Source organism: Bacillus sp. MM2020_4 (genome assembly GCF_011250555.1).
Classification (GTDB): domain Bacteria; phylum Bacillota; class Bacilli; order Bacillales; family Cytobacillaceae; genus Neobacillus.
Genome location: NZ_JAANMZ010000007.1, coordinates 1 through 14,697, shown reverse-complemented (window position 1 = coordinate 14,697; position 14,697 = coordinate 1). Strand labels below are relative to the sequence as shown.

The following is a 14,697-nucleotide window of genomic DNA, read 5'->3' as shown; positions in this document are numbered from 1 at the left end:
ACGACACGCTATCTATATTTGGCCATGGAGAAGATAGAGTGAACATGAAATGACCGACTGGAACATGCCGGTCGGTCATCCATTTTTTCTATACGATTCTGAATGTCTTAATTTCATATGGTTTAATTTCAAACTCAATCGGTGATGGTGCTGCTTCTGCAATGGGTTCTTCCATCAAGTTAGTCTCCACCCATGATGTGATGGGCTTTCGAACGTTCAGAGACGCCTTGCCTCGTCTGCCCTCATACTCATGTAAACGGATAATCAGGCCATTGCCATCGTAAGCGGGCTTTATCGCATCAATCCAAATATGGTCTGTTCCGCATTCAATAAACGAATCTTCCTTCGCCCATTTCCCTTCAACAGCGAAAACGGGGTCATTTAAATCCCAGGCTTTTTCCACTGTCTTCGCCTGCCGCCAATCACCTATATGCGGATAAAGTGAATACGTAAAGGAATGCATACCCTGATCTGCCTCAGGATCCGGATGTGTGGCTGCTTTTAATAAGGTTAACCGCATCACATTTTCTTTGATATCATAGCCATATTTGGAATCATTCAGTAAACTTACCCCATAATCTGGCTCGGAAAGATCTGCCCACTGGTGTCCGACTGATTCAAATTTCGCCATTTCCCAACTGGTATTCCAATGGGTCGGGCGCTTTACATTACCAAATTGAATATCATAGGTTGCCTCTGTCGCGCGAACATCCACAGGGAATGAAGCCTTAAGTAATTTTCGTTTTTCATGCCAGTCTACCTCGGTTTCAAAATCAATCCGCCGATCATTTTTATAAAAAACAATTCGCTGAGAAATCTCCGAATGATGATACGTCCATTTACTATCAACCGCAAAAGTCAGTTCCCCATTCTCCACTACCTTGAATGTAGCGATATTTCGAATTTCCTCCATCTTCTCGTGATAGAAAATATCAATATCCCAGGCATCATGGGCAAGCGGTTTATCTTCAAAGATTTGCAGTACATTGCCGCTTTGACCCTCTGCTAGCACATGGCGCTGTGCTTCTTTATCATAAAGTGTTGTCATCTGTCCGTACTCATTCCACTCCACCTCGTAAAACGGTGTTTCTACCCTTCGGTCATGATACGTGAAATGCGTTGTTTCCGGTGCTGCTTCAGCGGGTTCAAAATACAATTGCTTCGCACCAAAGGATGGAAGAGAATCGACCGCAACAAGCCATCCATCAGGGCGTTTTTGAGAAGGAAACACCGTGCCCTTGCCATCTGTCCAAACCCCAGCTGCACAATCAGCAAACTGAGAAATGACCACATTTCTTTTGCCGGTTTGGTGCGTGGAATTGAAAACAACGATGGAACGGTCGGCCTGTTCGACTCCGCTTTCCACAAGCATGGTTTCCACTTGCTGAACGATTTGCAGCGCTTCCGCATATTCTTCCCTAGCATCTTCATAGACTTCATGAATCGAAGACCCTGGGATAATATCATGAAATTGATTTCTTAAAATAATCTTCCAGCCGTCTTTCATTGCAGCATCGCCAAGCCATACGCTATTTTCAGACAGCCAAGAGGATAGGAATTCAGCTCTGCGATAGAGCAGCTCCAGTTTACGATTCATTTTTTTCATAAAGGCCTGACTTGTATAGGTACCGCGGTGGTATTCCAGATACAGTTCGCCGTCCCACTTATGAATATAGCCAGTCGATTTCTCGACATTTTCATGCAGTTTATCGAAAAATTCACCTGCCGTTGTTGTCTTCACATTTGGCATTCCAGGCATTTGGTCAAATCTGCGGCGCATTTCAAGCATATGACGATTAACACCGCCACCCCCGTCACCATACCCGTATGAAAGAAGCAGATCCTTTGATAAGTCTTTGTCACGATAGCCGTTCCAAGCACCCTTAACGGTTTTCGCGGTAATGTAGCCATTATACGTATAGAACCATGAATCCGGTCCATTCCATGGTTCCGGTGTGGTGATAAAGTGTGTTAAGATCTCCGAACCGTCGATTCCCTTCCAGTAAAAAGTATCATGAGGCATCCGGTTGTATTGATTCCAGCTAATCTTTGTGGTCATCATCGTGTTAATGCCGGATTTTTTCAAGATTTGCGGCAGCGCCCAGCTATATCCGAAAACGTCCGGAAGCCAAAGGTATTGACAATCGACACCAAACTCTTCTTTAAAAAAGTTCTTCCCATGGAGGATTTGTCGGACCAACGACTCGCCGCTCGGGATATTACAGTCGGCTTCGAGCCACATTGCTCCACCAGCTTCCCACTGGGCTGCCGCAATCCTTTCCTTTATTTGCTCGTAAATGTCTGGGTAGTCGGTTTTGATATAATCATAGAGCTGCGGCTGGGTTTGCAGGAATTGGTATTCAGGGAACTGCTTCATTAAATGCAGGACCGTTGAAAAGGAACGGGCGGCCTTCTCCCTTGTGTTCCTTAAGCGCCAAAGCCAAGCCACATCAATATGGGTGTGACCGACAGTATGAATCGTAATAGCGGATGTTTTTTCAATAGACTGAAGCGCCTCTGTAAGACTCGTTTCGGCTTCGTAGCAAGATTCATAGAACGCTAGGCTTCCAGGTTCCGTCCAATCCATTCGCAGTAGGGCATCCTGAAGCATTTGTTTCAAAGCTGAATAAGTAGGATCTGCTTCATGCGTTTCCTTTACCACCTCATATGCCGCTAAAAGGGTGTAGTATAAATTATCGACCCTTGTGTCCAGCCAGCCGATTTCAGCCTGTTCCAGTTTAAATTCATTCTCAACCGGCACACCGCCGCCTTCAAGTCCGGACCAGAGTCGGAAGTCTAAACGCATTGAGCCCTTAGCCGTTTGCTCATCAAACAGTACTTCTTCATGGTTGGAGTCGACCCCTTGGTATGGTTTACCGTTCACAAAAAGTAGCGATTCAAACCCGGAATTATTCCCGCCGCCCGTCTTGCCAAATGAAAAGATACCTGCCACTTGTTGATTGCTATTGGGAAGATGGCAATCTACATCTGCATGAAGCCACATATAGCGATCGCGCCCCTTCCAATAGTCGCCAATCTTCATGGTACTTTTTTCATCGTAAACTTTCGGTGGATGGGCACCAATCACGCCATCATCCTCATGTGTGTAAAAGTACTCAATGCTAACGCAATCACGATAACGGAAACCCTCTAATTCCCTTATGCGCGCTTCAAATTTTCGTTCGGTCAAAAACATGCTTTCACCCCGTATAGTCAAATTAAAATTAATGAACCTGTCACGCTTTTGGGCACTGCGACCCACTTAGAGCGAGAAGTTCCCGGCCGTTACAATTCGATGATACACATTGCCACCTACTAATCCGTCGACAACTTCCCATGGTCCATCATGGCGCAGGCGTTTTTCTTCTAGCTCTTCCAAACTAGTCATTCTGCCATCGAGCCACTCGTTAATCCGATATTTAACCGAGTCAATCCGTGTAATCACGCCGCCATATCGAATATCAATCACTTCCCAGCCGAATGGCTTATAGGCCGCAAACCATACTTCGCGGTGCTGTTGGCGTAAAAGATCCACATTGGTTTGAATCACATCCAATTTACCCAGGATTAATTTCATTTGTTGGTAATCTTTTTCCTTATAAGCTTCTGTTAGTCTAAGGCCGATTTCCGCCTTCTCACTGAGTACCCTTGCTAATTGTTCATAAAAGCCAAATAGACTCGCCCAGCCTGGATTATGTTTCTTTGCCTTTTCAAGCTCTGGGACTAATTTTTGATAATGCTCGCCTAAAGACAGGCCGCGGATATTTTCGTCATATAATCCAATTAAGATATCCTGGTAGAGTAACACTTTAGACGTCATGGAGGTGTTCATATTATCCTTCATGACACCGGGGGTTTCATCCAGCCATTTTAACATCATAAAATCATCAAAATGACCCTCGCCGCAAAATTCAAAGCGCTTCGCTACCTGTTCCAGCGTAACTTCCTGATGATAGGTATGTTCCGCGAATAATTGCAGGATGGGCAGTGAAGTGGAGAATGGCGTTTCTGCCCCGTTATCGCCCCACATCGTAACAAAGACTTCCTTAATGCCTTCTTTTTTACAGGCAGCAATTGCCGCTTCTGTTGTCACAATGGCTTTCCCATAGTTTGGTGCCATTCCATTCCACGTCCAGGCCCCGCCGGCGAAAATTGGTGTTTTCCCTAGTAGCATATGGCGATGAAAGTCCTTTTCATAGACTTCTTGATCTTGACTATAATAATTCCAGTACACGAGCTCCACGTCCGGAATCTGGGCAATAATCTCTTCCGGTATCTTGCCATTCTCGTCTTTATATTTGCTGTCTTCCGCGAACAATGGAAAATACATATCGCTCCAAATCATGGGTTTCAGCCCATGCCTTTCCGTAATCGCCACCACTTCTTGAAGATGACGGTTCATCAAATCGATATGGTTTTCATAGCCATGCTGCTGCAGGTATTTTCCTAGCCCAAGCTGGAATGTCTCATCCATGCCGATATGAATCCGTTTTGTCCGAAACGGTTCCGATGCTGCCTTTATACAATTCTCTAAAAACTCATATGTTTTCGGCTCTTCGACTAGTAAAATATCATCTGTATCCCGAATATCGCTAGCATAATTCCATTTGAGTGCTTCTCGTAAATGACCCAATGTTTGAATACAAGGAATCATCTCAACGCCCAGCTTCGCGGCATAATCATCAAGGGATGTTAACTCTTCTGCTGCATAGCTTCCCCGCATATAGCCGAAATACGGATGTTCCTTTACCTCATACGTATCCTCCGTATACAGCATCAAGGTATCGAGACCCATTACAGCCATTCTTCGCAGTAAATTTTCTACCTCAGCCGTTGTTGGCACAGCATTTCTCGAGGCATCGAGCATAACACCGCACATGTCAAACTGCGGCACTTCTGTTACATCAAATTCCGTTTCAGTTTGGAAGTGTTCCATCCAAAGCCCTACTGCCCGGAAAAAGTGAACCGTTTTTTTAAAATAAATTTGCCCACGGCCACTTTGATTTACAACCCTAATGGGACCATTTTGTTTTCTGACCTCCACAGGGTATCCGTCAGGTGAAAGTTGAATACCTATACTTTCCATTACCAGTTGAAGTCCATCAGCAACAGCAGCTATCTCGCCAGTTAGGTGAAGTTTCATCGTGTTTTCCCCTATCTCATTCAAATTTTATGATGGTTGATTGGCTATTCTTTCAAGCTTCGTAAACCGGCTCAGACAGACCCGCATCATCCAATAGGCTGGTGCAACCCCGGAAATAAAGAGGATTAAGCCGGGAACCTTCCACACGACCATGCCTACAAGTAACAGCCCGGCCCCAATCCAAATGGTAGGCCCGAAGCTTGTCACAGCAAAGAGAAAGGATTGTTTGATATATTCCTTCGTGGATAACTGATAATGAACATAGATCGAAAAGAAATAGCCAATAGACATGATAAACAGGAAGGCGACAAAATATAAAAATACGAGCAGAAAAATAGAAAAAACACCCGTCATGATTCCCATTACAATCCGTATATCGACAAAGAGGAAAAGGCCAATGCTGTAAAACACAAGGCCAATTCCATTCGTTCTTTTCCATTCTTTAACGTACACATGCTTAAACGTCTTCCATACAGACAAATCTGTATCATGTCTAATCCATTTCCGGACAATGGTAAAAAGGGCAACCGACGAAGGAAAAAAGCCCAAAACCCCTAATCCCAGAATGGTAAAGGCAATCCAGCACAAATTGGCCGAAATCACCCTCCATATCCAGTCAAACACATTCATCCAAGAACCTTTTTTCATCCTGCACCATCCTTTCCCATCAACTCCACGAAATTACCCCATTTACCTAACGAAATTGATTTTCTGTAATTGGTGATAAAGCGGACTGCCCTTAACCGCTTTCCCCGTTAAACTTAAGACAAATTCACTGAACATAGTGTTTGCCCATGCAAACCAGTCCCTTGTGAATTCCTCCGGACAATCGGCATTAAAGCCTTCATGCATGAAATGGGTACCGCCATCTGTCTGAAGAAAATAAGCTACTATCTCCTGTTTTTCCATTTCGTTTGTCGTTGTCATTCCTTGAATCGCAAGGGCAATATGCCAAATGTAATGATCAGGAGTATGCGGACTGCCAATTCCATTCGCATATTTTCCTTCATAATAATAGGGATTATCTCTGCTCAGTAGAAATTTGCGCGTATTTATATAGGTCGGATCCTCAAATGAAAGGTAGCCTAAATACGGTGCGGCCAGTAAGCTCGGTACATTGGCGTCATCCATCAAATTAACTCGGCCTTCACCGTCGGTTTCATAGACGTACAGTTCGCCGTGAATCGGGTGATCCAGTTTGGCATAGTGCTCAATTCCACTTTGGATTTCCGAACGGAGCATGAGGCATTCCTCTTTTAATGATGGATTGATTAACACTTCCTCACACATTTCAGCTGCATACCCTAGGATCACCACGGCAAACATATTCGCCGGTACCAGATATCCGTAGGTGCAGGCATCGTCACTCGGACGGAAGGCGCTCCATGTCATTCCGGTCGGAACCACCCGGCCTCCCTTGCCCTCACGAATTAACGTATCGGATTGACGGCATTCCGAACGCTCAAAGCGGTAAGAGGAATTTTTCTCATGGTCTTGTTCCGTTCTCCATACTTGGATAATCGTTTCTACCACCTGCTGGAACGTTTCATGAATATGTGAGGTACGTCCTGTTGACTTCCAAAATAAGTACGCCAACTGCACCGGATAGCACAAGGAATCAATTTCATATTTTCGTTCCCAAACATGCGCTGTCATGTTTGTATCGTCATTTTGATGGCCTTTGCCATTCGCACTTTCATTAAAGGCATTGGCATATGGATCGTGCAGGATAAAAGCATATTGCTGGCGGATCACTCCTTCGAGCAAATCCGCGATTTCTTCATCCTCTTCCGCAGCCAATAAATACGGCCGAACCTGGGCAGCTGAATCCCGCAGCCACATGGCCGGAATATCGCCTGTAATGACAAACGTTTTGCCATCTCCTTGTTTTTTCATGGTAGTTGTATACGTATTGACAAAACATTGCTCAAACATCTGCTGCAGCTTGAGGTTATCAGGGAAAAATTCCTTGACGTGATGGATAAGTTTTTTCATTGATTCAGGAATCACTGTCGTCATGTTTACCACACTCCTTTTCCTATTTTTCGAAACCAAGGGTAATAATTTCGTATTTTTCTACTTCATATAAATCTATTGATGGATTTATTCTTTCTTCAAGAATCGTACTCTTATAGGATTGGTAATCATGAATAGTAGCGTTTAGGCTTGCTTGTTTCTCAGACGGATTAAACCAGCGAATCATGACATCATTCTTCGCTTCCCCCACCTTCATCGATGTCCATACAAGACCGGTTGCCTCGGTGTGTACAAACTGATAGGTCACCGGTAATGTTCCCTCATGAGTATCGGTCTGAATAACCATCAGCGGCACTTTATATTGGTAAGCGTCTACAAATGCCTGTGACTTAATGACATCCTTTTCATGCGGCAGCACCTGCCATTGTGCTGTTTGCATCCCTAAGCATTGGGCTTCAGGTGTCGGGAAGTAGCCCCAGTCACCCAGTTCCGCCGTCGAGCGCAGCACGGTAACGGCAATTGTTCCGTCTGCCGGCAAGATTTCATATTCTTGAAGACCATCGGTTGCGACGGTTAAGCCCATCTTGTCATCTGAGAGGCTGGCAAATCGCTGCTGATGATGGCAAAAGCTTGGATTCTCCCATTCCTTCTCCGCTGTATTCGGGCGTGTGACAATTTCAAAAATACTATCTGCTTGATGTGTTTCGGTCTTTAGTCCGGTCGGGAAGAGAACGCGCAGACGGTGATCCGTTGCTTGGTTATCTATCGTAAGCTTAAAGGCTGGACCCTTCATTCCTTTTTCCAGGGTGACCATTGTTCTTAGTTCGATGGTTGTCATTTCACTTGATCTGCCTGCTTCTCTTTCTTTATGCCAAATCAATTTATTCCGTTCAATGGCTAGTCGGTCATCGGCAGAAACCGGAATCGATAGGGTGTGCGTGAACTCTAGAACCGTTCTAAGGGCATTTTTTTCTACAAAGGTAAATTTCGCCGGCACTCCTTTTGTTGTGATCGCTGCATGTCCCTTTGCTTCTTTGTACATATATTCATTTCCGACATCCCCAGTATCTTCGTACATGCCAAGATTATGGAAGATTACACCGGATTGCTTCTCGGTTAAATCGTAGCTTCCATCCTCATGGAACGATACATGAACATATTCATTTTCCATTTCAAGCCTGTTGTCAGGCGCAGGCCGCACCTTTTCCTGTTGCTGGATCTGTTGATCAGCAGGCACAAGATAGAATGTTTTATAGCCAAATGACGGAACACACTCCGCAAAGAAAGACAACTTCGCCCGTTTAGCAAAAAACGGCTGGCGGAATTGATCGTCCGGTAAATCATAGCCAAATTCGATTGTTGCTTCTTCGAGCTGACAGTGAATTTCTTTGCCTTGATCATCTACTAGGCGGTATTCCGGCATTTCTTTATCCTGCAGGTAAGCAGGAATTTCTTCAAAATGCATGTGTGAAAAATACACCTTTTCAAGATCTAGGGTTTTCGTAACGACTTCATTTTTCTCCCATCCTGTTGTGTTCATGACAACAAGTGGAATACCGCCTTCCGGTGTTTGTGAAGTATCAATCGTTTGGGCAAGCAATACGGCCTGTTCCTGTACGAATACTTCACCCATTTGCGCGACGCTTTCAAAACGGGTGACCATTTCGCGGTGAACTTCATCAACACTGCAGCCGCAAATGCTGTCATGCGGATGATTCTTCATCAGCGATTTCCACATAAAGCGGATGTATTCACGGGGGTAGGTTCCGCCCGCTAAATAATTCATCGCAGCCAGTGGTTCAGCTGTTTTCTCCAACAGGTTTTGACAAAGGTTGTTCCATTGCTTCAGGTAAATCCGACTTGACGCGGTGTTGACAAGTGTAGACCAGCCGTCTGTCCGCTGGTTGCGCAGCTCTCCTTCAATCACTTGCAGCTTTTCTGGAAGAGAACCTTTTACCGCCTCTGTATATTCGTCAAAGCTGGAATGCTTGAAATTGTAATCAGGATATAGGGCAGCGGCTGTTTCAATCGCCTTTGGTATCGTCTTTTGCAGCGGCTGGTGATCACAGCCATTCATAAACAATAACTGATTCGTCGATGCATATTTTTCAGCATCTTGAAGTTTTTTATCCCAGAATGCTTTTGCTTCGTCTTCATTCGTCGGGATTTCATTCCCATTTGAATACCAATTGGCAAATAAAATACCTAAAACACTGGAGCCATCAGGTGATTTCCAAATCATCTCGGAATAAGGAGATTCAAAATCAGGAGTGTCTGATACCGTGTTATTAAAGCCGGTCGGTTTCACGCCCCGTCCGAAGGCTGCGGTATCAATCCCCGCTTGTTTCAGAATCTGCGGTGCCTGCCCGTAAATGCCGAATGTATCAGGAAAATAGCCAATTTTTGAAGCATGACCATAGGCTAATGTATCATTTAGGCCAATCTGCAGGTTGCGGATATTGGCTTCAGAGCTAGTTAAGAAGGCATCCTGCAGTACATACCAAGGACCAATATATAGTTTTTTCTCTTCAATTAATTGTTTCACGATTTCACGCTTTTCCGGATGCACTGCAAAATAATCCTCTAATAGAACCGTCTGCCCATCTAGATGAAAGGATTGAAACGTATTTCCTTCCTTTTTAAACTGTTCAATAAGTTGATTCATTAGTTTGATAAAGTAGTAGCGATGTTTTTCAAAAGGTAAATACCATTCCCTGTCCCAATGAGAATGAGAGATAATATGGGCTGTCTTCTTCATAAGACGTCCCCTCCTTCGATGATTTATATACCGGTGCGAAAACGCTGTCATTTTAGTGTGATAGAATTCCTTCACCACTAACAATAAAAAAATCTACCCAAAGTAGCAATAGAATCCCGGCAAGTCATAAAGATATTACAGTGGATATTAAATTAATCCATTGATTAGCCAAAAAAAGGGTAGTCCCCCACTGCGGCAGTGGGGGACGTACCCAAATTTTCATTCTTCTATGGAGTTGGAAATCCATGGACTTCGAATTCATAGATTCTTGCGGCTTGGTCGCCGCCCTGTGTTGGCTTATCCGTCCATAAGCGGACATAGCGTGCCTTTGTTAAGGTAATGCTGTGTTCCGAAACAGCTGCCGTATTGTCCGTCACTTTCACAGCTTCTGTCCAGTTTTCTCCGTCGATACTCACTTCAATTCTAAATGCTTGAGTATTAAAGGCTCCCGGCTCTCCGCCGGCTTGGGCATGGTGAACAACGAATTTTGCAATGGCATATTGATCGCCAAGATCGACCTTTAGCCAATGAGGGGCATCTCCTAAGGCGCACCATTTACTTTTAACGTTCCCGTCAAAGGCATATTTTGCCGCTTCACTCGGAGCACACTGTCCGCTCGCAATGGCTATCTTATTCAACGCAACATTTTTAATATCCTTAGCGGCTGCAGAAATGGTAATCAATGCTTCTTTTGTTAGAACACTTTCACCCTCGCTATTTTTGGCAATCAACGTAACAGGGTAAGTGCCTTCTTTTTCATAGGTAACAAATGGATCTTTCTCATTACTGACAGCCGGTGAGCCACCCTCAAAATGCCATTCCACTTGTTCCGTTACTTCTGATGAAGCATTGAAAAATTGAATCTTCTCCCCCGGTGCCGCTACCGTTTTATCCGCACGGAAATCTGCTTCCGGTTTTGGATACGGCGGCCATTCGAACGTGACGGCTGCACTCTCGCTTCGTTTGAATTCTTTGTTCACCGCAACAATTTCTAATTTGGTACTGCTCTCCTTCCCATTCCGCTTTAGATTAGAAAGGGAATAAACATGGTTAGGTGTAGCGCCGACAAACTCTTTTGTATGGTTTGGCAGCGTCCGGTAAATTTCATAATGACTCACATCGGAATCAGACGGCTCCCATGCAAGTGCGACATCCGCATAGATTCCTTTGGTAAAATCAACCTTACTTACCTTTCCTTGCTTCGGGGCATGGACCGCATTGTGTTTCTCTTGTTTGTTAAAAACCTTGATTTCGCCAATATTTGTCGTAAAATCCTTCACCATTTGATCACTATCTATCAAAAGCGAGATGGCTGCGATATGTTTATCACTGTATTTTTTCAACTTAAACGAATCGGTTATCCATTGTTGATGACTTTGTTTTCTCACATCAAAGAAGACAAATTGATCCGGATTGTCAGTAAAGCTTACTCCAAGTTTCATGTTTGGCTTTTTCAAATCGGTTTTGTATGTCAGTGAAATTTCCGTATCCTTTTGAATCGGCAGATTGGTTTTATAAAGCTTAATATGCGTAGGATTGTTAGCATCAACAGCACCAGAAAGCTTCAATGAGCTTCCGCCGTCATAAGCAGTTTCCCAATCAAAGTCCACGTTAACAGCTTGCCCGCCTTCTTTTAACCAGCGCCAGGTTGGCAGAAGATCCTGCAGACTGCGATTATTCCAGGACTGGTCACTTACTACGTTTCCATCGACGGCAAAAAACTTGCCACTGCCTGTATTAAAATGAGTGACAAAAGGCAGTTCCTTGATCGCTGTTTTGGCAGTGAAATAATGTGCCATTCCCTTCCACGTACCGTTATCAGTTGTTACGGCAGGATTTCCAGACCTTCCAATCCAGAATTCATTTTCCTTTTGATAAAACTGTTCCATCGTTTCCGCTGTTTTAAAGGCCCAGTCTGGACGATAAATTCCTAAAGAAGTGACAGGTGCTTTGCCCTCTGGGAAAATTCCCTGCCAAGGAATAGTTGTACTTGTTCCATTCGCTTCCACATCAATCCCGGTAAACACGTCATATGGACTTCTGCCGAGTTCCTTCGCTTTAGTGGCGGAAGACTGCTGGTCCTGCCACCAGAAGTTTAAAAACATGCTGTCAGAAACCCGTTTGCTGCCGTCCTGTAAAAAGCTGCTATTATTATCCGTTAGCGCATTTTGCCAATTGATACGCCCATCTTTCGTCATCGAGTCGTACCACATGATGTGCATATCTTGCTGTTTATGTTTTTGAAGATACGCAAGGAATTCTTGCATTTTTACAGCCGTCTGGGCGTTTCCACCTTCGGTTTCTTGGTTAATAAACCAGCCGTCAAACCCATAATAGTTTGCCACTTCTAACAGCTTGTCTGCTGCAGGAAAGGTTCCATCCTCCCGCTGTGCTAGCATTTGGTTGACCCATTCAGCCTTCCCGCCATAAACAGTAGGAGGGAAGAAAACATTGCCTAAGATCGGTACGCCGTTTTTATGGGCATTATCAATCACGTCCGCACTTGGCGGTACGATAATACCTTCACCAGCGGAACCTGCCCAATACACCATCAGGTCAACATATTGCCAATAACTAAAGGTGTTGGCATAGAAATCCTTCCCGCCTTGCGATGGCACTCCGCTCGTCGTAGGGTTTAGGGCAGACAACGCCACTAACTTTGCATCAGATTGGGCATGGTCATTGACCTTGTATAACACCTCCCGTTTGGCTAGTGGAATCTGGCTGCGGTTAAACACAGCACTTGGATCCTTCTCTGGAGTCCAGTTTACTAGTTGTTCGGGATACCAGTAAGATGATTCCGGTTGTTTTGCAAAGCTTGCATTCGGCCATAATAGGATGAAACACATGCCGAAAAAGGCAGCCATCAGCCACTGGCTTTTCTTCCAATCAATCATTTTCCAACTCTCCCCATTCTATTATTTTTATCGTGAAGCTTTTTACAGCGAGCTTCTGAAACCCTTACCTCTCCCCAAAGTCGGGTAACGCTTTCATTTTTTAAAATATTCTATCAACCTACTTCCTCCTACAATATTCTGACTCAAATGCCCCGTCAATGAGCTAGAAAAAGGTAATATGGTTTTTCCATTGTTTCTATAATTAATCCATTGAAAAGGGAGGCAGTGATGCAGGGGACGGTTCTTACGCTTTAATTGCTCAACTGTTTGTGTAGTAGGGAACTTCTAGATTGAGAACAGCATGTGTCATGGATGGGATAAAAAAATGATTGAAAAGGCTCATGAAGATGATAGAAAATAGGAATGAATAGAGGCAAGTGAACCGTCCCTTGGTTCGCCGCTTTGGTTCGTGGTTTGAAACTGTGGGGTTGTATGTAGCATTTTCCAAGTCTATCATATTCTACTATTGCGACCTTTTCATCACAAATTCACACAATGTGTGAATTTGATATTCTATTCTTGAAGATTATGTGAAGTGAAGCGGGAGAACCGTCCCCTGCTTCACTTCTTCCCTAGGGGGACTCCAATTGATTAAAAGAATTGTTTATTTGATGGCTGTTGTTATTACCGTGGCAGGAGGCCTTGCCTCTAGGAGGTACGGCCAGTTGCTTCCGGTCTTTGTAGCGGAGAATGCCGGGGATGCGCTATGGGCGATGATGGTTTATGTTGGTTTCCGTTTCTTACTGGTGCGTAAAGGCCTGCTAACAGCGACCTTGCTTAGTTTTTCCTTTAGTTTTGGGATTGAATTCAGCCAATTGTATCAGGCGGACTGGATCAATCAGATTCGCAGTAATATGATGGGGGCATTGATTCTTGGCAAAGGGTTTCTACTTGTGGATCTGATTCGATATACGGTGGGGATAGGGCTAGCAGCTGGCATGGATAAAGTAATGATGATGCTGAATCTACGTAAATAAAATTAGTTGAGAAGCAGTAAAAACAGAGAATTGCACGTAAAAAGGCACAACTAGCGAAAGAAACTAGCTGTGCCTTACGAGGGATCTATCAAATTGTCGGATAAAATTCAGGCCTGCGATTTTTGACACTAGGAAGTTTTCCCCTTACTCGTTGAATGCGATCAAGGTCAATATCGGACAAAATTAACGTTTCTTCTTCGCCTCCACTAGCTTGAATGACACCCATTGGATCGACAATCACACTGCGTCCGGTAAAAATATCGCCCACTAAGTTTGCACCGCAGACAAACAGGGTGTTTTCAATCGCTCGTGCTCGAATAAGCGTTTGCCAATGGTCCTCTTTCATCGGCCCTGCCACCCATCCGGCAGGAACAACCAGAATATCTGCCTCTTGAAGCGCAAATTGCCTTGCGATTTCTGGGAATCGTAATTCGTAACATACCATTAATCCGATTTTTCCAAACTCGGTTTCTACTATTTTATACTGGTTATCACCCGGAATAATCGTATCAGATTCATGATAACTAAAAGCATCGTATAAATGTGTCTTACGATAAGAATGGACGAGCTGTCCTGAATGATTAATAAGGACGGTGGTGTTATACGCACGTTTTTGATCATCTGGTTTGGATTCATATAAACCGCAAACCACATAAATTTCATTTTGGCGGGCAGCCTCCATTAGCCCGGTAACAAAATGGCCATCCAAGGGCTCCGCCACATCAACAGGTAAGACACCAGACTTTGGGGTAGCCAGTGCCATAAAAAATTCAGGTAAGATGACAAAATCCGCGCCCAACCTTTTCGCTTTCGAAATGTATTCTATGGCTTTCTCTAAATTAGCAAATTTATCAACACTTGTGGATAACTGTGCAATGGCTACTCTCATCAAAATACCTCCTGGATAGTAAACTAGTTTAGTATTTTTCTTCTATTATATTATAG

At 44.1% G+C, this 14,697-nt stretch carries 8 protein-coding genes; 1 reads left to right on the top strand and 7 read right to left on the bottom strand.

The features are described 5' to 3' along the window. Positions 1–88: 88 nt before the first annotated feature. From G6554_RS07595 to G6554_RS07570, 6 genes are all read right to left on the bottom strand, one after another. Complete coding sequence (locus G6554_RS07595) at positions 89–3,196, bottom strand: alpha-mannosidase (protein WP_166240384.1); 3,108 nt, start codon at positions 3,194–3,196, stop codon at positions 89–91. A gap of 66 nt (positions 3,197–3,262) precedes the next feature. Continuing rightward, a complete protein-coding gene (locus tag G6554_RS07590) occupies positions 3,263–5,143 on the bottom strand; it encodes a beta-N-acetylhexosaminidase (protein WP_166240383.1) in 1,881 nt (626 codons plus the stop codon). Positions 5,144–5,170: 27 nt separating this feature from the next. Further along, positions 5,171–5,791, bottom strand: coding sequence for a YesL family protein (locus G6554_RS07585; protein ID WP_166240381.1), 621 nt, complete (start codon positions 5,789–5,791; stop codon positions 5,171–5,173). A gap of 42 nt (positions 5,792–5,833) precedes the next feature. Further along, positions 5,834–7,162, bottom strand: coding sequence for a glycoside hydrolase family 125 protein (locus G6554_RS07580; protein ID WP_166240379.1), 1,329 nt, complete (start codon positions 7,160–7,162; stop codon positions 5,834–5,836). 19 nt (positions 7,163–7,181) lie between these two features. Beyond that, positions 7,182–9,878 (bottom strand): alpha-mannosidase, encoded by a 2,697-nt coding sequence (locus G6554_RS07575; protein ID WP_166240377.1) that lies wholly within the window; start codon positions 9,876–9,878, stop codon positions 7,182–7,184. A 227-nt stretch (positions 9,879–10,105) separates the two neighbouring features. Continuing rightward, positions 10,106–12,775, bottom strand: a complete 2,670-nt coding sequence (locus G6554_RS07570; RefSeq protein ID WP_242637708.1) for an endo-beta-N-acetylglucosaminidase — start codon at positions 12,773–12,775, stop codon at positions 10,106–10,108. A gap of 611 nt (positions 12,776–13,386) precedes the next feature. Between G6554_RS07570 and G6554_RS07565 the strand changes: the two genes are divergently transcribed. Further along, the gene (locus tag G6554_RS07565) at positions 13,387–13,752 is read left to right on the top strand and encodes a ribosomal maturation YjgA family protein (protein ID WP_166240551.1); all 366 of its coding nucleotides are present in this window, start codon (positions 13,387–13,389) and stop codon (positions 13,750–13,752) included. A gap of 88 nt (positions 13,753–13,840) precedes the next feature. On the opposite strand, the gene G6554_RS07560 is transcribed toward G6554_RS07565, so the two are convergent. Beyond that, a complete protein-coding gene (locus G6554_RS07560; protein ID WP_166240375.1) occupies positions 13,841–14,641 on the bottom strand; it encodes a carbon-nitrogen hydrolase family protein in 801 nt (266 codons plus the stop codon). Positions 14,642–14,697 lie beyond the last annotated feature (56 nt).